Consider the following 19,113-nt stretch of genomic DNA (forward strand, 5'->3'; position numbering starts at 1 on the left):
CGTCAGCCTTCGCGAATGTCCGGTTCCACCAGAAGCGCCAGTTGGCCGAGCGATTCCTGCCAGCCGAGATAGCAGGCCGATTCCGGGATCATGTCCGGAATGCCTGCCTGGGTGATCTGGATGTCGGTTCCGACTGCAACCGGCTTGAACTCCACGGTGGTGATCATCTCGCCCGGTAGCGACGGATCATCGAACTTGTCGCTATAGCTGATCTTGCTGTCGGCAACGATGTCCAGATAGGTCCCGCCAAAGCTGTGCGTTTGCTGGGTCGAAAAATTGGTGAAGGACATGCGGAAAGCGCCGCCCACGACCGGCTCGAAGGCGTGCATATGGGCGGTGAACCCATGCGGCGGGTTCCATTTCACCATGGCATCCGCATCGCTAAAGGCCCGAAAGACACGCTCGACCGGGGCTTTCAGAACACGGTGCAGGGAAATGGTGAAAGGCATGGCTTTTCCTCCTCGTTAAGCGCCAGGGACTATGGTGTAGAAGCGAGGGCGCGAATAGCCTTTTGATCAGCAGTTGCGGGACATTTTGCGAGTGTTCCGCCTCACCAGGAGCTGGAGTGTTCATGACCCGTGTCCCGCTCGGAGCCGTCGTGCATGACCACGGCACCACTTTTGGCGTCCTCTCCGCCCATGCGCAGACGGTGGATCTTTGCCTGTTCGACGGCGAGACCGAAGCGCAGCGCCTGGCGCTTGTGCCGGATGGCAAGGGACTGTTCAGCCTCGACGTTCCAGGCATCGGTCCAGGCACACGCTACGGCTTTCGTGCCGGCGGCGCCTACGATCCGGACCGCGGCCTGTGGTTTGATCCTTCAAAACTTCTGACCGATCCTTACGCAAAGGAACTCGACGGCCCCTACCGTCACGATCCTCGCCTTGCGCAGTTCGGCGTGGATACGGCAGCGCTGGTGCCGAAAGCCCTTGTGCGGCAGGGGGTGCCGGTTCCCCGCCGGAAGGCGCTCTTTCAGCCGGGGGGCCTCATCTACGAGATTGCGGTGCGGCCATTCACCCTGCTCCACCCGGACGTGCCGGAAAACCAGCGCGGCACGGTGGCAGCGCTTGCCCATCCGGCCGTTCTGGCGCATCTGAAGCGGCTTGGCGTCGATGCGGTGGAACTCATGCCGATCACCGCCTGGATCGACGAGCGCCACCTGCCGGCGCTCGGCCTCACCAATGGCTGGGGCTACAATCCCGTGGCCTTCATGGCGCTCGATCCGCGCCTTGTGCCGGGTGGCGTAGCGGAACTTGCGGCAACCGTGAAGACGCTGCACGACAACGGCATCGGCGTGATCCTCGATCTCGTCTTCAACCATACCGGCGAAAGCGACCGCTTCGGCGCGACGCTTTCGCTGCGCGGGCTGGACAACCTCACTTATTACCATCACATGCCCGGCGCGCCGGGTGTGCTCGTCAACGATACCGGCACCGGCAATACGGTGGCCTGCGACCATCCCGTCGTGCGGCGCCTCATCGTGGATACGCTGCGCCATTTCGTCCTCCATGCCGGCGTCGATGGCTTCCGCTTTGATCTGGCGACCATTCTCGGGCGCAGCATGGAAGGCTTTGCCCGCGACAGCGATACGCTGGCGGCGATCCTTCAGGATGATGTGCTCTCGGATCGGGTAATGATTGCCGAACCCTGGGACATCGGCCCGGGCGGCTATCAGCTCGGACAATTTCCTGCCCCCTTCCTCGAATGGAACGACCGCGCCCGCGACGACATGCGCTGCTTCTGGCGCGGGGACGCGGGAAAAACCGGCGCCCTCGCCTCCGCGCTTGCCGGATCCTCTGGCCTGTTTGCCGCCCATGGCCAGACGGAAACCCGCAGCGTCAACTTCCTTGCCGCCCATGACGGCTTCACGCTGATGGACCTCGTGTCCCACGCGCACAAGCACAATGAGGCCAATGGCGAAGACAATCGCGACGGCCATAACGAGAACCATTCGTGGAACAATGGCGTGGAAGGCAGAAGCGACGACCCAGGCGTTCTGGCCGCGCGGCAAAACGATATCAGGGCGCTGCTCGCCACCCTGTTTGCCACGCGCGGCAGCATCATGCTGACGGCCGGCGACGAAGGCGGCCGCTCGCAGCAGGGCAACAACAATGCCTATGCGCAGGACAATGCCCTCACCTGGCTCGACTGGGCGGCGCTGGACGAAGATCTGGTGGCCCACACCGCCGCGCTATCGGCGTTGCGCAAACGCTTTTCCGTCTTTTCCGACACCCACTTCTTCACCGGAGAAGAGGGTGACGTCGTCTGGCTGAATGAACAAGGCCAGCCGATGACGGTGGCGGACTGGGAAACGCCCGAGCGCGTGCAGCTCACCATGCTTCTGGCGACGGGCGACCGAAAGAGTGCTGCCGATGCGAAGTGCCAGACCTCGCTCGCGGTGATCTTCAATCGCGGCAATACGCCCCTCCCCGTCACGCTGCCTCCTGGAAAATGGGCAAATCTTATTTCCGGTCAGCCGCTTGGGGATGCACCGATTGCCCCGCGCAGCGTCGTCTGGGCAAGGAATTGCTGATGTGTGCACTGCACCCTATCGGCGCCACGGTTTTTCTGTAAGAGTTCCATCAGGGTTATCAACGGACAGAGTCTGCAATGCCACGTGACGTTTCCCTGAGCGATGTAAAGGATCTGGTCGGGCAGGAAATCGGCGTTTCCGACTGGATCACCGTCGACCAGACGATGATCGATACCTTTGCCGATGCGACCCACGACCACCAGTTCATCCACACGGATCCGCAGCGCGCCGCCGCCGAAAGCCCGTTCGGCGGCACCATCGCGCACGGATTTCTGACGCTCTCGCTGCTGTCGGCGATGAATTATTCCGCCGTGCCGCGCATTCGCGAGCAGACGATGGGGCTGAACTACGGCTTCGACAAGATCCGCTTCGGCTCGCCGGTGCGCGCAGGCCGCCGGGTGCGGGCGCATTTCACGCTGACGGAAGCGCGCTTTCGCGGCGCCAGCATGCTGATGGTGACATACGACGTGATGATGGAAATCGAGAGCGAAAAGAAGCCGGCGCTGACAGCCACCTGGAGCACCATCATCCAGTTCGACCCGAAAGACCGGCCACCCGAGGCCTGAGTGAGGCAGCCATCTTTCGGCCACCTCAACACCCCAGTTTGCCAACCGGTCTCCCAGGAAAACAGATCGAGCATTCCCGCATTTCATCTCCAGCGAGGGTTTTGATGTTCCCGCTTTCCCACATGATGAAATCCTTCATTCGCAAGGGCCGCCTCACGGTGATCGATGCCGAAGGCAAAAGCCACGTCTTTGCCGGCACACCCGGCATCGAAGTCACCATGCGACTGACCGATCCAAAGCTCTACAGATCGCTGGTGTTCAACCCGGAACTGGCCGCGGGCGAGGCCTATATGGATGGCACGATGCGGTTCGAGCAGGGATCGACGCTTCGCGATTTCCTGCAGCTGTTTTCCGTCAACCGCCTGTCGCTCGGCTCCTATCCGCTGCAAAAGGTGCTGCGCGCAATCAAGATGAAATTCCGCAAGCGCCAGCAATCCAACCGCAAGGGTGAGGCCCAAGAGAACGTTGCCCATCACTACGACCTCGGCAATGATTTCTACAAGCTCTTCCTCGACAAGAACATGCTCTATTCCTGCGCCTATTTCCGCGATCCGGCCGAGACGCTGGAAGAGGCGCAGCGCAACAAGCTGCGGCTGCTGGCCGCCAAGCTCTGCCTGAAACCCGGCATGAAAGTGCTCGACATCGGCTGCGGCTGGGGCGATCTGGCGCTCTATCTGGCCACACTCGAAAATGTCGAGGTCACCGGCGTGACGCTGTCGAAGGAACAGCAGGCGCTGGCCTCCAAACGGGCGCAGGAGGCGGGTCTGTCTGACCGCGTGCGCTTCGAGCTCAAGGACTACCGCAACGTCACGGAGCAGTTCGATCGCATCGTATCAGTCGGCATGTTCGAGCATGTCGGCGTTCATCACTACGACGAATTCTTCAAGAAGCTCAATGCGCTGATGCCCGATGACGGGCTTGCCGTCATTCACTCCATCGGCCATATGAGCCCGCCCGGCATGGCAAGCCCTTGGCTGCGCAAGTATATTTTCCCGGGTGCCTATTCGCCGGCGCTGTCGGAAGTGTTCGAGGTGGTCGAGCAGAACAGCCTTTGGGTGACGGACCTGGAGTTTCTGCGCCTCCATTACGCCGAAACGCTGCGCCATTGGACAGAGCGTTTCGAGGCCAATCGGGACCAGGTGATCGCGCTCTACGACGAACGCTTTGCCCGCATGTGGGAATTCTACCTGATCAGCGCCGAGATGATGTTCCGCACCGGCAGCCAGCTCGTCTTCCACATGCAGCTGTCGCGCCGCCGCGACGCAGCCCCGATCGTGCGCGATTACGTTACGGACCAACAGCGGCTCTATATCGAGCGCGAACGTGAGCTCAACATGTCGGTGGAACCCGCGCCGGCCTTTCTCACGCCGGCGCGCTGAGGATAGGGGCGGCCTCGTTCAGAGCGCCGCGTCCTCCGCCGCATCCTGAAGCAGGCCAAAGGCGTACTGCGAAAACGAGCGCCAGAATTCCACGCGGAAGGCATCCTCTGCGGTGCGCAGCACCACCACTTCGATCTTGCCGAAGAGGGTGCGGGCGCAGGCTCCGACGGGAAACATCTTCAGTGACAGGTCGAGCGGGCAGCCGCCGTTCAGCGTCTTTGCCGCACCCGGACCGGCAACAAGAACGGCCGTGTTGCGATGCGACACATCGGTTGCCGAATGCAGCGCGCCAGAGCTGCCAAGCGCCGCCATCAGGCCACCCTCGCCCTCGTCGATGACCAGCCATTCGTCCGGCCCGAGCCACAGGGCCGACCGCTTGCCGGCCGTTGCGGACGTCTTGGCCTGCGTGGGAAGCGACAGGCCGAGCGCTGCCGAAAGGGCTGCGACATCCTCCGGCCGTGCGCGCAGCGACACACGCTCGGCGGGCTGCGCCGGCGTCAGGCTGGTGACGGCCGATCCACCGTGGAAGCCGGAGAGCGGCAGGGTGCGGGTTGCAAGCTCAACCATGGATACGGCCTCCTTCCTTGTCGAAGAACACCATATCGGTGACTTCGACGGCAATCGTCTTGTCCTTCATCGGCACGTAGAGCGTTTCGCCCATTCTCGCACGACCGCCGGCGACCAGCGCAATGGCAATCGAGCGGCCAAGCGTTTCCGACCAGTAGGCCGAGGTCACATGGCCGAGCATGGTCATCGGCTTCGGCTGGTTCGGGTCGGCAACGATCTGGCCGCCCTCCTCCAGCACTTCCGTCGGATCCTTGGTCAGGAGGCCGACAAGCTGCTTGCGGTTCTCGCGGATGAGATCGGGGCGCTGCAGGCCGCGAATGCCGACGAAATCCGGCTTCTTCTTCGACACTGCCCAGCCATAGCCGGCATCATCCGGCGTCACCGTGCCGTCCGTATCCTGGCCAACGATGAGATAGCCCTTTTCGGCGCGCAGAACGTGCATGGTCTCGGTGCCGTAGAGGCAGGCGCCGAGCGCTTGCCCACGCTCCCAGATCGCCTTCCAGACGGACGCGCCATAATCGGCCGGCACGTTGATTTCAAAACCGATCTCGCCGGTAAACGAGACGCGGAACAGGCGGGCCGGCACGCCCATCACCGTGCATTCGGCCACACTCATGTGCGGGAAGGCCTCATTCGACAGGTCGAGACCCTCGACGAGCGGCGCGATGATGTCGCGTGCCTTCGGTCCCTGTACCGCAATCACCGCCCATTGTTCGGTGGTGGAGGTGAGCCAGACCTTCAGATCTGGGAATTCCGTCTGCAGATAGTCTTCCATATGGGCAAGCACACGCGGCGCACCGCCCGTCGTGGTGGTCACATGGAAGCGGTCCTCCGCCAGGCGCCCGACGACGCCGTCGTCATAGATGAAGCCATCCTCGCGGGTCATGATGCCGTAGCGGCATTTGCCGGGCTTCAGCGTATCCCAGGCATTGGTGTAGAGGAGGTTCAGGAACTTTGCCGCATCCGGCCCGACGACCTCGATCTTGCCGAGCGTCGAGGCATCGAAAATGCCGGCCGTTTCGCGTGCCGTGCGGCATTCGCGGTTGACGGCCTGATGCATGTCCTCGCCGCGACGGGGAAAATACCAGGCACGCTTCCAGTTGCCGACATCCTCGAATTCGGCACCCTGCGTCGCCAGTTCGTCGTGCAACGGCGTCTTGCGGGCGGGGTCGAACAGGTCGCCGCGCGAATGCGCAATCAGCGTGCCATAGGTGACGGGCGTATAGGGCGCGCGGAACGTCGTGAGACCGACCTCAGGAATATCCTTGCCAAGCATTTCGGCGGCGATCGCCAGCCCGTGCATGTTGGAGAGCTTGCCCTGGTCGGACGCCATGCCGTTGGTGGTGAAGCGCTTGATATGCTCGATAGACTGCATGCCTTCGCGCACGGCAAGGCGGATATCCTTGGCCGTCACGTCGTGCTGGAAATCGACAAAGGCTTTGACGGCCGTCTCCGGGCCTGCCCCTTCGGCCGCCCCGATCATGCCGCCCGTCCAGCCATAGAGCGAACTGCCGGAGACAGACAGCGTGCCGCCGCCGGCAGCCACCGCCTCGGCAAGCAGGGCCGGGAGATCATCGGTGCCGTTGCAGGCGCCGATGGACACGCCATCCTGCACATGGAGGCCAGGCAGGAAGCGGTCTTTGGCCTTGTCGAATTTCAGCTTCCCGCGCGACTGCGAGAAAAGATGAACCGAGGGCGTCCAGCCGCCGGACATCAACAGCGCATCAACGGCGATGCGGCGCTTGCCGTTGCCACCGTTCTGCGCAACCGTCATGGAGGAGACCCGCAGGCGCCCGCTGGTATCCAGCACACAATGGCCCGTCAGAACCTCGATGCCGAGCGCGCGGGCGGCAGACACCACGGCATCGCCGGGATTGGCGCGGCAATCCACGATGGCGGCGATCTCGACGCCTGCGTGTTTGAGGTCGATGGCCGCCTCATAGGCGCTGTCATGGGCGGTGTAGACGCCGATCTTTTCACCGACAGCCACACCGTAATGGTTGAGATAGGTGCGCGCGGCAGAGGCGAGCATGATGCCGGGGCGATCGTTGTTGGCAAACACCATGTGGCGTTCGATTGCACCGGTCGCCATGACGACTTTTTTCGCCCGCACCTGCCACAGCCGCTCGCGCGGCAGATGCTTGCCGGGGCGCGGCAGATGGTCCGTCACGCGCTCGGCAAGGCCGACGAAATTATGGGTGTAATAGCCGAAGGCAGTGGTGCGGGTGAGCACCGTGACGTTGGCCATGGCCTTCAGCCGGGACAGCACATCCTGCGCCCAGTCATAACCGGGTCTGCCGTCGATCATCGTGGACGTATCAAACAGCAGCGCGCCGCCGACCTCTGCCCGCTCGTCGACGAGAATCACCTCGGCGCCGGTTTCAGCCGCGGAGAGCGCTGCCGTCAGCCCAGCAACGCCGGCCCCTGCCACCAGCACGTCGCAATGGGCAAAGCGGTTGGCATAGTGGTCGGGATCCTCTTCCTTCGGCGCAACACCAAGGCCTGCCGCCCGGCGGATGATCGGCTCATAGAGCTTGGCCCAGGCCTCTTTCGGCCACATGAAGGTCTTGTAGTAGAAACCGGCGGCAAAGAACGGCGACAGAAGGTTGTTGATCGCGCCCGTATCGAAGGACAGCGACGGCCAGCGGTTCTGCGAACGGATGATGGCGCCGTCGAACACGTCCTGAACGCTGGCGCGCACGTTCGGCTGGCGGCGGGCGGCATCGCGCGCCACGTCGATGAGCGCATTCGGCTCCTCGGCACCGGCCGACAGCACACCACGGGCGCGGTGATACTTGAACGAGCGGCCCATCAGGTGGACGCCGTTGGCAAGCAGCGCAGAGGCCACCGTATCGCCTTCATAGGCCGTATAGGTCTTGCCGTCGAAGGTGAAGCGCGCGGTGCGAGCCGGCGTCAGGCGACCGGCACCCTTGATGCGGAAGGATTTTTTCGTCATGCGGCACCGCCTTCAGGGGCATCAGGAGAAACCGGGGCGCTGCCCGGCACCGGCTGGCGCGGCAGGCCGGCCTTGTAGGTCAGGAGAAAATTATCGCTCACGGTATCGCGGATGGCATTAAAGAAGCGGCCGCAGCCGTGGATATGGCGCCAGCGCTCGTAAGCCACACCCTTGGTGTTGTCGCGCAGGAAAAAATACTCGGCAAATTCTTCATCGGAAATCGCCGCGATGTTTTCCGGCCGCGCAATATGCGCCTCGCCGGCCCAGCGGAATTCCAATTCGGAGCGGTTCTCGCCGCAATAGGGGCATTTGATCAGAAACATGGTGTCCCTCCCCTCAATGCGCGACGGCGGCGGCAGCCGCTTCGTCGATCAGGCGGCCGGTGCGGAAGCGGTCGAGCGTCAGGCCCGACGCCAGACGATGTGGTTCGCCGCGCGCGATGAGATGCGCAAACAGATTGGCCGAGCCGGGCGTTGCCTTGAAGCCGCCGGTTCCCCAGCCGCAATTGACGAACAGGTTCTTGACCGGCGTCACGCTCTGGATGGCCGAACGGTCCGGCGTGTTGTCGGTGATGCCGCCCCACTGGCGCATCATCTTGACGCGCCGGAAGATGGGGAACAGCTCGCAGATGGCATCCAGCGTGTGGGTGATGATCTGCAATCCGCCGGTCTGGCTATAGGAATGATACTGATCGGTGCCGGCGCCGATCACCAGCTCGCCCTTGTCGGACTGCGAGATATAGGCATGCACGGTGTTCGACATGACAACGCAGGGGAAAATCGGTTTGAGCGGTTCCGAGACCAGCGCCTGCAGCGGATTGCTGGTGAGCGGCACGCGCACATCGGCCATCTGCATGATCATGGAGGAATGGCCGGACGCCGAGACGCCGATCTTCTTGGCGCCGATGAAGCCGCGGGCGGTTTCGACGCCGGTGACTTCGCCGCCCGGGCCGCGGCGAATGCCGGTCACTTCGCAGTTCTGGATGATGTGGACGCCCATGTCGGAGGCGGCGCGGGCATAACCCCAGGCCACCGCATCGTGGCGGGCCGTGCCGCCACGCTTCTGCAGGGCGGCGCCATTGATCGGATAACGGGCGGTCTTTGAAATATCGAGCGGCGGACAGAAGGCCTTTGCCTGTTCCGGCGTCAGCCATTCATTGTCGATGCCGTAGAGGCGGTTGGCATTGATATGCCGCTTGAAGCTCTGCTGGTCATGGGTGTTGTGCGACAGCATCATCACGCCGCGCGGCGAATACATGACGTTGTAGTTCAGCTCCTGGCTCAAGCCTTCCCACAGTTTCAGGGAATGCTCGTAGATATCCATGCTCTCTTCATAGAGATAGTTGGAGCGGATGATGGTGGTGTTGCGGCCGGTATTGCCGCCGCCGAGCCAGCCTTTTTCGATGACCGCGACATTGGTAATGCCGTGTTCCCTGGCGAGGTAATAGGCAGCGCCCAGGCCATGGCCACCGCCGCCGATGATGATCACATCATAGCTGGCGCGCGGTTCCGGAGAGACCCATTGCGGCTCCCATCCCTTATGGCTGCGCATGGCCTCGCGGGCCACAGCAAAGACCGAATATTTGCGCATGTTCGCCTATAGCTCCTTCGCCACCCCAAGCCTTGGGTAGAAGCATACTGATCGCAAATCAACCGGCGTCGCAATGGCTGCTTTGCGACGCATTGTGTCCCTTGTTTCGACACGGGCGGAAATAACGTCCCGCCACGCAACGACGATTGGCGTCGTGCTGCGCGACGGGTGCGGGTCAATCCTGCAGGCTGAGCAGAACCTTGCCCTTGCGCCCCGATTCGGCGGCTGCGGTCATCGCGGCGGCAGCGTCCTTCATTGTGTAGATGCCATCGGTCTGTAGTCGCATCTCGCCGCTTGCGGCGCGTGTCACCAGTTCGGAGACCAACCGGCGCATGCGTTCCGGCTCCATGGTGGTCATCAGCTTTGCGAGCCAAAAACCCTTCACCACCGCCTGCTTGAAGATGACGTCGCCCGAGGAAATCTGCATCGGCTGGCCGGACATGACACCGAAGGAGATGAGCTGCCCGCCCTCCCCCAGAAGCGACAGGAGGTCTCCGGAGGCGGTTCCGCCAACGCCATCGACGCCGACGGCAATGGGCTGACCGGCGGTGATCTTCCGCACGCGGTCCTTCCAGCCGTCATTCGACGTTGCCACGACATTGTCGATGCCAAGCGCCGTCAGTTCGGCAACGGCATCTTCGCGGCGAACGAGGTTGATCACGTGGATGCCGCGAGGGCGGGCAAGCTGGGACACCACTTTCGCCACGGCGCCATTGGCGGCATTCTGGATCAGCCACTGCCCTTCAGCGATCCCGGTGAATTCTAGAAGCGTGAGGGCACTCAGCGGCATGGCGATCAGCTGCGCGCCGACCTCATCGGAAATCGCATCCGGCAGCGGCACGACGGAGGCGGCACGCGCAATGGCATAACTGCTCCAGGCGCCCTTCAGCCCGCTTGCCGCCACACGCTGACCGACAGCGAGCCCCTCGACGCCCTCTCCCAGCGCATCGACCACGCCCATTCCCTCGCTGCCCGACAGCGCCGGAAGCTCCGGCTTGTAGCCATACTGGCCGCTGATCGTCAGCAGGTCATGATTGTGAATGGGGGACAGGCGCATGCTGAGCCGCACCTCCCCGGCCCCCGGCTCGGGCTGCGGCTGGTCCGAAACCTGAAGCACTTCGGCGGGCTTGCCGAAACGGGAATAGGATAAACTGTGCATGTAACACTCCTTGAAGGCTTGCGTGAGACTCAACATCCTGTCAGGGCCTCCACATGGTGCCGGAGACGTGGATTGCAAACCGCAACCCCTCTTTTGCACCCCGTTGAAAGGCCGTGCATGCCCTGCGGCATAAGGGATGCGGGGATTTTGGGAGATTTTCGTTTGGCAGGCTGGAAGGCCGCTAGACTTTGAAAAAACCTTCTGTTATGTGCCTTCCCCAATTGCACGGCCTTTGCCGCGCGACCCACTTGTTTCGTTCCGGACTGGGCAGTTTCGGAGCGGTAGATTTAAAAAAACCAAAGGAACGGGATTCACGTGCAGGTACTTGTCCGCGACAATAATGTCGATCAGGCTCTCCGCGCTCTCAAGAAGAAGATGCAGCGCGAAGGCATTTTCCGTGAAATGAAGATGCGCGACTACTACGAGAAGCCCTCGCAGAAGCGCGCCCGCGAAAAGGCTGAAGCCGTTCGCCGCGTTCGCAAGCTGGCCCGCAAGCGCATGCAGCGCGAAGGCCTGATTGCAGCACCGCGTCCCGCCGCTCGTTAATCGGCCGTTTTTTCGACGTTTTTCCGTGATTTAGGGGCGGGGGCGAATTTATTCGCCACCGCCTTTTTCGGTTTATCCGCACCGCCCCATTCCCATGAGTGACACGAGGATCTGCGCCTGATGGCCAAGACCGCCGCAAATTCGCATTCCGCATGCCCGTCCGTTCAGCCGACGCGCAGAAAGCGCATTTCACGCGGTGGTCTTCCGGGAACAGCCCTCCTGCTTGCGGGCCTTGCACTCGCCGGTTGCCAGACCAATACCAGCACCGATCTCATCCGGCTCGATCGCGCGCAAGGCTCCGAGCAGAACATTGCCTCCCTCTCCTCCGTCATCCAGTCCAATCCGCAGGATCCGGAAGGCTATAACGTGCGCGGCACGGCTTATGGTCGCGCCGGCGACTTCCGCAAGGCACTCGACGACTTCAACCGAGCTCTGCAGATCAACCCGCGTTATTACCAGGCCTATGCCAACCGGGCACTGGTCTATCGCAACATGGGCAAGCCTGCCGAAGCGGTGAACGACTACAATGCCTCGCTGCAGATCAACCCGAATTACGACGTGGCGCTCATCGGGCGCGGCAATATCTATCGCCAGGCCGGACGCACGAACGAAGCCTTCAACGACTTCAACCGGGCCATCCAGCTGGAAACGACCGATGGTCGCGCCTTCCACAATCGCGGCCTGATCTACCAGCTGCGCAACCAGCATGCGCAGGCGATCGAGGACTTCTCCAAGGCCATCTCGCTGTCGCCCTCCTCGCCCGAGCCCTATAACGGCCGTGGCGTCTCCTATTTAGCGCTGAACGACGACGAAAATGCCTTCGCCGACTTCAACCACGCCATCGATCTCAACGACAAGCTGGCCGAATCCTGGGTGAACCAGGCTCTGGTCTACGAGCGCAAGGGCGACAAGGCCCGCGCCTTCAAGTCCTACAACCACGCCGCCCGCCTCGACCCGAACTACAAGCCGGCGCAGGACGGCGTTGCGCGCACGCGCTCGGGGTCTGCCGAGTAAGGACAGGCCCGCAAGCCGCCTGTCACCGAGGGTTCATTCGCGCCTGATAGATCGGCCGTATGATGCATGTCGACGAACTCATTGCGGATGAGGAGGCGGTTTTTCGCCTCATAGAGGCGCAAGCGCCCGAATGGGCCGACCTTGCCCTTTCTTCGCTTGCCTCGACGGGCACGGACAACTGGCTCTTTCGCCTTGGGGACGCGCAGGTCCTGCGGTTGCCGCGTCGGCCATCCGCCATCGCCCTGATGGCAAAGGAGCTTGACTGGCTGCCGCATCTCCAGGGCTTATCCCTCGATGTGCCGCATCTTCGCTTTCGCGGCCATGCCGATCTTGGCACCCTTTGCGAATTCGGTATTTTTGACTGGATGGACGGTGACATCGCGTCTGCCGATGCCATTGCAAACTGGGCCGATGCGGCGCAGGCGCTTGCGCGGTTTCTCCTGTCCCTGCAGGCAAAAAGCACGGCCGGCGCACCAAGGGCCGGGCCGAGTAACAGCCGCCGCGGCGTGCCGCTCCACGATCTCAACGACGTGACGCTTTCCTCCATCGACGTCCTTTGCGACGAGATCGACGTATCCGCAGCAAAAGCCATCTGGCACAAGGGGCTGAGCGCGCCTTATGCCGGCCCCGGCGTCTGGCTGCATGGGGACCTGAAGGCCGACAACCTGATTGCGAGATGCGGCGCGCTTGCCGGCGTCATTGACTGGGGTCTCGCAGCGATTGGAGATCCCGCCGCCGATTACGCCAGCGCCTGGTCCTGGGTAGACCCGTCCGCGCGCGACGTCTTTCGCACGCAATGCGCAATCGACGATGGTGACTGGCACCGCGCCAGAGCCTGGGCACTCTACGGCGCCGTCATCGCCCTCAGCTATTACCGCGGCGGCAAGAACGAGGCCTTGTGCCGTCAATCGCGCCAGACGCTTACCCGGCTCGGCCTATTGCTGTGATTAAAGTCCTTGCGCGACAGGCATGAAAAAGCCCGGATCGCTCCGGGCCTCTTTCAGTGTCAGTGCTTCATCGCCTTGACGATGTCTTCCGTCATCTTCTTGGCATCGCCGAGCAGCATCATCGTGCCGTCCTTGTAGAACAGCGTATTGTCGATGCCGGCATAGCCGGAGCCGAGGGAGCGTTTGACGAAGAGGCAGGTCTTGGCCTTGTCGACATCGAGGATCGGCATGCCGTAGATCGGCGACGACTTGTCGTCGCGGGCGGCCGGGTTGGTGACGTCATTGGCGCCGATCACATAGGCGACGTCCGCCTGGGCAAATTCGGCATTGATGTCTTCCAGTTCGAACACTTCGTCATAGGGAACGTTCGCTTCGGCAAGCAGCACGTTCATGTGACCGGGCATGCGACCGGCGACCGGGTGGATCGCATATTTCACCTCCACACCGTGTTCCTTCAGCGTATCGGCCATTTCCCGCAGCGCATGCTGGGCCTGGGCGACCGCCATGCCGTAACCGGGCACGATGATCACCTTGGTGGCGTTCTGCATGAGGAAGGCGGCGTCGTCGGCCGAGCCCTGCTTGACCGTGCGCTGCACGCCGTCATCTGCGCCGGCTGCTGCCGTCTCCCCGCCGAAGCCGCCGAGGATGACCGAGATGAACGAGCGGTTCATGCCCTTGCACATGATATAGGAGAGGATGGCGCCCGAGGAGCCGACGAGCGCGCCGGTGATGATCAGCGCCAGGTTACCGAGCGTAAAGCCGATACCGGCGGCTGCCCAGCCGGAATAGGAATTCAGCATCGAAACGACGACCGGCATGTCGGCGCCGCCGATCGGCACGATGATGAGTACGCCAAGCACCAGCGCCAGCGCGACGATTAGCCAGAAGGCAAGATGGCTTTCGCTGGAGGCAAGGCTTGCGATCGCAAGCACCGTCAGCACCAAAAGCGCGATGTTGATGACATGGCGATAGGGCAACAGGATCGGCTTGCCGGACATGCGCCCGTCGAGCTTCAGATAGGCAATGACCGAGCCGGTGAAGGTGAGCGCCCCGATGGCGGCACCCAGCGCCATTTCGACCAGGGCCTGCGCGTGAATGGCGCCGACCGCGCCGATGCCGAAGGCGGAGGGCGAATAGAGGGCAGCCGCTGCCACCATCACGGCGGCAAGGCCGACCAGCGAATGGAAACCGGCAATCAGCTGCGGCATGGCAGTCATCGGAATGGTGCGGGCAATATAGGCGCCGCCGCCGCCGCCGATGGCGATCGCCAGCACGATCAGCACAAAGCCACCAAAGTTCGGGGTTGCCAGCAGAAGCGTCGTGACGATGGCAATCGCCATGCCGACCATGCCGTAGATATTGCCCTTGCGGCTCGTCGTCGGATGCGACAGGCCGCGCAGCGCCATGATGAACAGGACGCCGGAGACGAGGTAGAGGAAGGCTGCAAAATTCTGTGACATCGGCCCGCCTCAGCGCTCTTTTTTCTTGTACATGGCCAGCATCCGGCTGGTGACCAGGAAGCCGCCAAAGATGTTGACCGAGACCAGGATCAGCGCCACGAAGCCGAAGCCGGTGGCAAGGCCGCTCAGCGACACACCGACCGCCAGAAGCGCGCCAACGACGATGACCGAGGAAATGGCGTTGGTGACGGCCATCAGCGGCGTGTGCAGTGCTGGCGTGACCGACCAGACGACATAATAACCGACGAAGATCGACAGCACGAAGATCGCGAGCTGGAAGACGAACGGATCGATCGCACCGCCGGAGACGCCATGGGCGGCAAGGCTCACCGCATCCGGGGTCTGCTCGGCAGCACTCCTGACGGCAGCGACGGCCTGATCAAGCGCGTTCAACGCCGTGTTCATGGTTTCGCTTGCCATCACAGCTCCTCCTTGTTGTCCGGTGCGTCCGTCAGTGCTTCAGGTGCTTGCGCCTTTTCCGCCGGTTTTCTGCGGGCGCGCGGTTTTGGCGCCTCGGGCGCTTCGGCCGCTGCTGTCACGACGACAGGGGCGGCAAGCCGGGCCGCATCGGCAGCCTCGCGAAAGGTCGGGTGAACCACGGCGCCGCCATGGGTCAGCATGGTCGCCTTCACCAGTTCCTCGTCCGGGTTGAACGAGAATTCCTTCGTTGCCTTGTCCACCATGGTCTCAAGAAAGGCGTAGAGGTTGCGTGCATAGAGCGCAGACGCCGAGGCAGCGACCCGGCCCGGCACGTTGGCATAGCCGATGACCTTCACGCCCTCGACATCGGCGATGGTGCCGGCAACCGAGCCCTCGATATTGCCGCCGCGCTCGACGGCGAGATCGACGGCGACGGAACCGGGCTTCATCGCCGAAAGCATGGCGCGTGTGACGAGCCGTGGCGCGGCGCGCCCGGGGATCAGCGCCGTGGTGATGACGATATCCTGCTTGGCGATATGATCGGCCACCAGCGCCGCCTGCTTGGCCTGATAGGCTTGCGACATCGGCTTGGCATAGCCGGCGGCGGTTTCGGCAGCCTTGAATTCCTCGTCCTCGACCGCGATGAATTTTGCGCCGAGCGAGGCGACCTGTTCCTTGGCGGCGGGTCGCACGTCGGTTGCGGTGACGACAGCGCCGAGACGCCGGGCCGTTGCAATCGCCTGAAGCCCGGCAACGCCGGCGCCCATGACGAAGACTTTTGCCGCCGGAACCGTGCCGGCTGCCGTCATCATCATCGGAATGGCCCGGCCATATTCATGCGATGCATCGATCACCGCCCGGTAGCCGGCAAGGTTTGCCTGGCTCGACAGCACGTCCATGGATTGGGCGCGGGTGATACGCGGCATCAGTTCCATGGCAAGGGCGGTAATGCCGGCATCGGCAAGCCGGTTCAGCGCTTCAGCGCTGTCATAGGGATTGAGCGTCGCCAGCAGAACTGCGCCGGGCTTGGCCGCGGCGATCACCGCATCGGGCGGCGAGACGACCTGCAGCAGGATATCGGCGCGGCCCACATCGGCAATCGACCCGATCGTCGCCCCGGCTGCGGCAAAATCTTGATCCGGCACACCGGAGCGAAGACCCGCGCCGCTTTCGACGATCACCTCAAATCCAAGTCCCACCAGCCGTTTCACCGTTTCCGGCGATGCAGCAACGCGGCTCTCCTCCCCGGCCTCCCGGCCGACAAATATCAGCTTTGCCAAATCCGTCCCTTCCCGTCATGGAAATTTTGGGCATGCGCCATCGTTCGGCCAAGAGATGCCGCTCAGACGCCACCGCTGAAGGCATGCGTCAACGCAGCAGGTAGAAACCGGCCGCGTTCAGGATGATGAAAAGAAAAAGGCCGCCGATGAGGCCGCCGCCGGCGAAAAAGCCGCCAAGCATGGCAAGAAGCAGCACGACCACCATCATGGTGCCCCATTTGGCACCGGCAAGGAACATGGAATAGGTCTTTTCGTGCTCCCGGTAATCCATGGGTGCGCCGGTTTCGACCGTTCCGCCGTGATGATCGTTCATGTAACTGCTCTCCCGAAACGCCTTGCAGCACCGATGCGCGCAGACAAGGCTCATGTCCTACCTACCAAGTATAGGGTTACACAAAACACCCGGAAAGAGCAATGCGGCGCAACGGCTGATGGTCCGCCTAGAGAACCGCATCCGACACTGTATCCGACAGGGAACGCGGAACCGCCCGCGCTTGCCGCGATTTGGACGGAAGTCCAATAGGAGCAGGACTTTTCTTTTGACCGTGCTTCCTATACGCCTCGTTCGAGCGATAAGAAGATCGACTGCGGAGGGGAATCATGCAGGCTTTCATCGGCTTGAGCCGAGCCATCGATCGTGTCAGCGAGGTCATCGGCAAATTTTCCGGCTATCTTGTGCTTGCCTGCTGTCTGGTGAGCGCCGGTAACGCCATGATCCGTTACCTGTTCAACTACAGTTCCAACGCCTGGCTGGAAATACAGTGGTACATGTTTGCCTTCATCGTGCTCTTGGGCGCAGCCCACACGCTGCGCGCCAATGAACATGTGCGGGTCGACCTCATCTACGGCGGCCTGTCGGACCGCAAGCGGCTATGGGTGGATGCCATCGGCATCGTGCTCTTCCTGCTGCCGGCCTGCATCTATCTCGCCTGGCTGTCCTTCCCGGTCTTCTGGCTGTCGCTGAAGGAGATGGAGATTTCGTCCAACGCCGGCGGTCTGATCCGCTGGCCGGCGAAATTCATCATTTTTGCCGGCTTCACGCTCATCGCACTTCAAGGCATTTCCGAACTGATCAAGCGGGTTGCCGGCCTGATGGGCGTGATCGACATCGACACGAAATACGAAAAGCCGCTGCAATAAGCAGCGCGTCCGGGGGGACTTACAATGTTCGATTTTGGCATCATCCCGCCATCGATGTTCGTCGGCATGGTCATTTTCATGCTCTACGGCTTCCCGGTGGCGTTTTCTCTGGCCGCAGTCGGCCTCATGTTCGGCGTCATCGGCGTGCTGACCGGCCACTTCGAGCAGGCCTTCCTGCAGGCCCTGCCGTTGCGTATCTTCGGCATCATTTCGAACGACCTGCTGCTCGCCATTCCCTTCTTCACCTTCATGGGAGCGATTCTGGAGCGCTGCGGGCTCGCGGAAGATCTTCTGGAGGGCACCGGAAAGCTGTTTGGCGCCATTCCGGGCGGCCTTGCCTATGCCGTCATCCTCGTCGGCGCGATCCTGGGCGCAATCACCGGAACGGTTGCCGCATCCGTCATCACCATGGGCGTCATCTCGCTGCCGATCATGCTGAAATACGGATACAACCCGCGTCTCGCCACCGGCGTCATTGCCGCATCGGGCACGATTACGCAGGTGATCCCGCCGTCGCTGGTGCTGATCGTGCTGGCCGACCAGCTCGGCCGCTCCGTCGGCGACATGTATCTCGGCGCCATCGGCCCGTCCATCCTTCAGGTCGCCATCTTCATGCTGTTCATCCTCGGCATGTCGATCTTTCGCCCGAAGGATCTGCCGGCCCTGCCCCCGGAAGCCCGCGGCGAGCTCAATCGGGCGCTGGTGCTGCGGGTGCTGGCCGGCATGGTGCCGTCGATCGTGCTGATCTTTCTTGTCCTCGGCACGATCTTCATGGGCCTTGCCACGCCGACGGAAGCCGGCGCGCTGGGTGTCGTTGGCGCCATGGCGCTTGCTGCCATGCACCGTCGCCTCACTTGGGATCTGGTCAAGCAGGGCATGCATTCCACCATGCACATCACGTCCATGGTGGTGTTCATCCTCGTCGGCGCCACCTGCTTCAGCCTGGTCTTTCAGGGCATGAACGGCGGGCTGTGGATCGAGCACATGCTGTCGCATGTACCGGGCGGTGCGGTCGGCTTCCTGATCTTCGTCAACATCTTCATCTTCGTCCTCGCCTTCTTCCTTGATTTCTTCGAAATCGCCTTCATCGTCATTCCGATGCTGGCTCCCGTTGCAACCGCGCTGGGCATCGATCTCATCTGGTTCGGCGTGCTGATCTGCATCAACATGCAGACGAGCTTCATGCATCCGCCCTTCGGCTTTGCGCTGTTCTACCTGCGCTCCATCGCACCGCGCTCGGTGAAGACCAAGGATATCTATCTCGGCGCCATACCGTGGCTGTGCATGCAGCTGATCCTGGTCGCGATCGTGATTTTCTGGCCCGAAACCGTCACCTACTGGCTGGAAAAGACCCCGGAAATCGACCTCAACAGCGTCAAGATCGAGGTGCCGGGCTTCGGCAATATGGGCGGCGGCAACCAGATGCCGAATTTCGGCCTGCCTCCTGCCGGCGGTGGCGGCCTGCCCGGGGGCCCGCCGCCCGTGAACCTCAGCGAGCCACCGAAATTCTGATCGGGCGGCACAAACAAAACCCCGGCAAGCAGGCCAGCTTGCCGGGG

At 62.5% G+C, this 19,113-nt stretch carries 18 protein-coding genes; 8 read left to right on the forward strand and 10 right to left on the reverse strand.

Features of this window, described 5'->3' with window-relative positions; genetic code table 11:
* Window positions 1-2: 2 nt before the first annotated feature.
* Window positions 3-449, reverse strand: a complete 447-nt coding sequence (locus ACEXP3_RS07405) for an SRPBCC family protein (RefSeq protein WP_377296673.1) — start codon at window positions 447-449, stop codon at window positions 3-5.
* 122 nt (window positions 450-571) lie between these two features.
* On the opposite strand from ACEXP3_RS07405, the gene glgX reads away from it, so the two are divergent.
* From glgX to ACEXP3_RS07420, 3 genes are all read left to right on the forward strand, one after another.
* Window positions 572-2,530 (forward strand): glycogen debranching protein GlgX, encoded by a 1,959-nt coding sequence (gene glgX / locus ACEXP3_RS07410; RefSeq protein ID WP_377296674.1) that lies wholly within the window; start codon window positions 572-574, stop codon window positions 2,528-2,530.
* Window positions 2,531-2,607: 77 nt separating this feature from the next.
* Window positions 2,608-3,096: a MaoC family dehydratase gene (locus ACEXP3_RS07415; protein ID WP_377296675.1), complete on the forward strand. Its 489-nt coding sequence runs from the start codon at window positions 2,608-2,610 to the stop codon at window positions 3,094-3,096.
* Between the two features lie 104 nt (window positions 3,097-3,200).
* Window positions 3,201-4,475 (forward strand): class I SAM-dependent methyltransferase, encoded by a 1,275-nt coding sequence (locus ACEXP3_RS07420; RefSeq protein WP_377296676.1) that lies wholly within the window; start codon window positions 3,201-3,203, stop codon window positions 4,473-4,475.
* 18 nt (window positions 4,476-4,493) lie between these two features.
* On the opposite strand, the gene ACEXP3_RS07425 is transcribed toward ACEXP3_RS07420, so the two are convergent.
* The 5 genes from ACEXP3_RS07425 to ACEXP3_RS07445 form a co-directional block, all read right to left on the reverse strand.
* Window positions 4,494-5,042, reverse strand: a complete 549-nt coding sequence (locus ACEXP3_RS07425) for a sarcosine oxidase subunit gamma (RefSeq protein ID WP_377296677.1) — start codon at window positions 5,040-5,042, stop codon at window positions 4,494-4,496.
* On the reverse strand, window positions 5,035-7,998 hold the full coding sequence (locus ACEXP3_RS07430; RefSeq protein WP_377296678.1) for a sarcosine oxidase subunit alpha: 2,964 nt from the start codon (window positions 7,996-7,998) through the stop codon (window positions 5,035-5,037). Before ACEXP3_RS07430 ends, ACEXP3_RS07425 begins: the two co-directional genes overlap by 8 nt.
* A complete protein-coding gene (locus ACEXP3_RS07435; RefSeq protein WP_377296679.1) occupies window positions 7,995-8,321 on the reverse strand; it encodes a sarcosine oxidase subunit delta in 327 nt (108 codons plus the stop codon). The genes ACEXP3_RS07430 and ACEXP3_RS07435 overlap by 4 nt, the downstream gene beginning before the upstream one ends.
* Before the next feature lie 13 nt (window positions 8,322-8,334).
* The gene (locus ACEXP3_RS07440) at window positions 8,335-9,588 is read right to left on the reverse strand and encodes a sarcosine oxidase subunit beta family protein (RefSeq protein ID WP_377296680.1); all 1,254 of its coding nucleotides are present in this window, start codon (window positions 9,586-9,588) and stop codon (window positions 8,335-8,337) included.
* A gap of 175 nt (window positions 9,589-9,763) precedes the next feature.
* Window positions 9,764-10,747: a zinc-binding dehydrogenase gene (locus tag ACEXP3_RS07445; RefSeq protein ID WP_377296681.1), complete on the reverse strand. Its 984-nt coding sequence runs from the start codon at window positions 10,745-10,747 to the stop codon at window positions 9,764-9,766.
* Between the two features lie 315 nt (window positions 10,748-11,062).
* Between ACEXP3_RS07445 and rpsU the strand changes: the two genes are divergently transcribed.
* The 3 genes from rpsU (at window position 11,063) to ACEXP3_RS07460 (ending at window position 13,254) form a co-directional block, all read left to right on the forward strand.
* On the forward strand, window positions 11,063-11,293 hold the full coding sequence (gene rpsU, locus ACEXP3_RS07450) for a 30S ribosomal protein S21 (protein WP_137131503.1): 231 nt from the start codon (window positions 11,063-11,065) through the stop codon (window positions 11,291-11,293).
* 120 nt (window positions 11,294-11,413) lie between these two features.
* On the forward strand, window positions 11,414-12,307 hold the full coding sequence (locus tag ACEXP3_RS07455; protein WP_377296682.1) for a tetratricopeptide repeat protein: 894 nt from the start codon (window positions 11,414-11,416) through the stop codon (window positions 12,305-12,307).
* A 59-nt stretch (window positions 12,308-12,366) separates the two neighbouring features.
* The gene (locus ACEXP3_RS07460) at window positions 12,367-13,254 is read left to right on the forward strand and encodes an aminoglycoside phosphotransferase family protein (RefSeq protein ID WP_377296683.1); all 888 of its coding nucleotides are present in this window, start codon (window positions 12,367-12,369) and stop codon (window positions 13,252-13,254) included.
* 59 nt (window positions 13,255-13,313) lie between these two features.
* Here the strand turns inward: ACEXP3_RS07460 and ACEXP3_RS07465 are convergent, their stop codons facing one another.
* The 4 genes from ACEXP3_RS07465 to ACEXP3_RS07480 all read right to left on the reverse strand — a co-directional run bounded on the left by ACEXP3_RS07465 (window position 13,314) and on the right by ACEXP3_RS07480 (window position 16,727).
* Window positions 13,314-14,714: an NAD(P)(+) transhydrogenase (Re/Si-specific) subunit beta gene (locus tag ACEXP3_RS07465; protein ID WP_210105542.1), complete on the reverse strand. Its 1,401-nt coding sequence runs from the start codon at window positions 14,712-14,714 to the stop codon at window positions 13,314-13,316.
* A 9-nt stretch (window positions 14,715-14,723) separates the two neighbouring features.
* Window positions 14,724-15,134, reverse strand: a complete 411-nt coding sequence (locus ACEXP3_RS07470; protein ID WP_210105541.1) for an NAD(P) transhydrogenase subunit alpha part 2 — start codon at window positions 15,132-15,134, stop codon at window positions 14,724-14,726.
* Window positions 15,134-16,414, reverse strand: a complete 1,281-nt coding sequence (locus ACEXP3_RS07475) for a Re/Si-specific NAD(P)(+) transhydrogenase subunit alpha (protein ID WP_210105540.1) — start codon at window positions 16,412-16,414, stop codon at window positions 15,134-15,136. The genes ACEXP3_RS07470 and ACEXP3_RS07475 overlap by 1 nt, the downstream gene beginning before the upstream one ends.
* 88 nt (window positions 16,415-16,502) lie before the next feature.
* On the reverse strand, window positions 16,503-16,727 hold the full coding sequence (locus tag ACEXP3_RS07480) for an aa3-type cytochrome c oxidase subunit IV (RefSeq protein ID WP_377296685.1): 225 nt from the start codon (window positions 16,725-16,727) through the stop codon (window positions 16,503-16,505).
* 287 nt (window positions 16,728-17,014) lie between these two features.
* On the opposite strand from ACEXP3_RS07480, the gene ACEXP3_RS07485 reads away from it, so the two are divergent.
* Entirely contained in the window at window positions 17,015-17,554 is a 540-nt protein-coding gene (locus ACEXP3_RS07485; RefSeq protein WP_210105538.1) for a TRAP transporter small permease subunit, read from the forward strand.
* Window positions 17,555-17,578: 24 nt separating this feature from the next.
* Window positions 17,579-19,066, forward strand: coding sequence for a TRAP transporter large permease (locus ACEXP3_RS07490; protein ID WP_210105537.1), 1,488 nt, complete (start codon window positions 17,579-17,581; stop codon window positions 19,064-19,066).
* Window positions 19,067-19,113 lie beyond the last annotated feature (47 nt).

The sequence above is a fragment of the Neorhizobium fuzhouense genome, from assembly GCF_042611105.1.
Taxonomy (GTDB): Bacteria; Pseudomonadota; Alphaproteobacteria; order Rhizobiales; family Rhizobiaceae; genus Neorhizobium; species Neorhizobium galegae_A.

Bases quoted from the DNA above. Each gene is read 5' to 3' on its own strand.
- ACEXP3_RS07405 (WP_377296673.1), bottom strand. From the start codon at position 449: ATGCCTTTCACCATTTCCCTGCACCGTGTTCTGAAAGCCCCGGTCGAG.
- glgX (WP_377296674.1), top strand. From the start codon at position 572: ATGACCCGTGTCCCGCTCGGAGCCGTCGTGCATGACCACGGCACCACT.
- ACEXP3_RS07415 (WP_377296675.1), top strand. From the start codon at position 2,608: ATGCCACGTGACGTTTCCCTGAGCGATGTAAAGGATCTGGTCGGGCAG.
- ACEXP3_RS07420 (WP_377296676.1), top strand. From the start codon at position 3,201: ATGTTCCCGCTTTCCCACATGATGAAATCCTTCATTCGCAAGGGCCGC.
- ACEXP3_RS07425 (WP_377296677.1), bottom strand. From the start codon at position 5,042: ATGGTTGAGCTTGCAACCCGCACCCTGCCGCTCTCCGGCTTCCACGGT.
- ACEXP3_RS07430 (WP_377296678.1), bottom strand. From the start codon at position 7,998: ATGACGAAAAAATCCTTCCGCATCAAGGGTGCCGGTCGCCTGACGCCG.
- ACEXP3_RS07435 (WP_377296679.1), bottom strand. From the start codon at position 8,321: ATGTTTCTGATCAAATGCCCCTATTGCGGCGAGAACCGCTCCGAATTG.
- ACEXP3_RS07440 (WP_377296680.1), bottom strand. From the start codon at position 9,588: ATGCGCAAATATTCGGTCTTTGCTGTGGCCCGCGAGGCCATGCGCAGC.
- ACEXP3_RS07445 (WP_377296681.1), bottom strand. From the start codon at position 10,747: ATGCACAGTTTATCCTATTCCCGTTTCGGCAAGCCCGCCGAAGTGCTT.
- ACEXP3_RS07455 (WP_377296682.1), top strand. From the start codon at position 11,414: ATGGCCAAGACCGCCGCAAATTCGCATTCCGCATGCCCGTCCGTTCAG.
- ACEXP3_RS07460 (WP_377296683.1), top strand. From the start codon at position 12,367: ATGATGCATGTCGACGAACTCATTGCGGATGAGGAGGCGGTTTTTCGC.
- ACEXP3_RS07465 (WP_210105542.1), bottom strand. From the start codon at position 14,714: ATGTCACAGAATTTTGCAGCCTTCCTCTACCTCGTCTCCGGCGTCCTG.
- ACEXP3_RS07470 (WP_210105541.1), bottom strand. From the start codon at position 15,134: ATGGCAAGCGAAACCATGAACACGGCGTTGAACGCGCTTGATCAGGCC.
- ACEXP3_RS07480 (WP_377296685.1), bottom strand. From the start codon at position 16,727: ATGAACGATCATCACGGCGGAACGGTCGAAACCGGCGCACCCATGGAT.
- ACEXP3_RS07485 (WP_210105538.1), top strand. From the start codon at position 17,015: ATGCAGGCTTTCATCGGCTTGAGCCGAGCCATCGATCGTGTCAGCGAG.
- ACEXP3_RS07490 (WP_210105537.1), top strand. From the start codon at position 17,579: ATGTTCGATTTTGGCATCATCCCGCCATCGATGTTCGTCGGCATGGTC.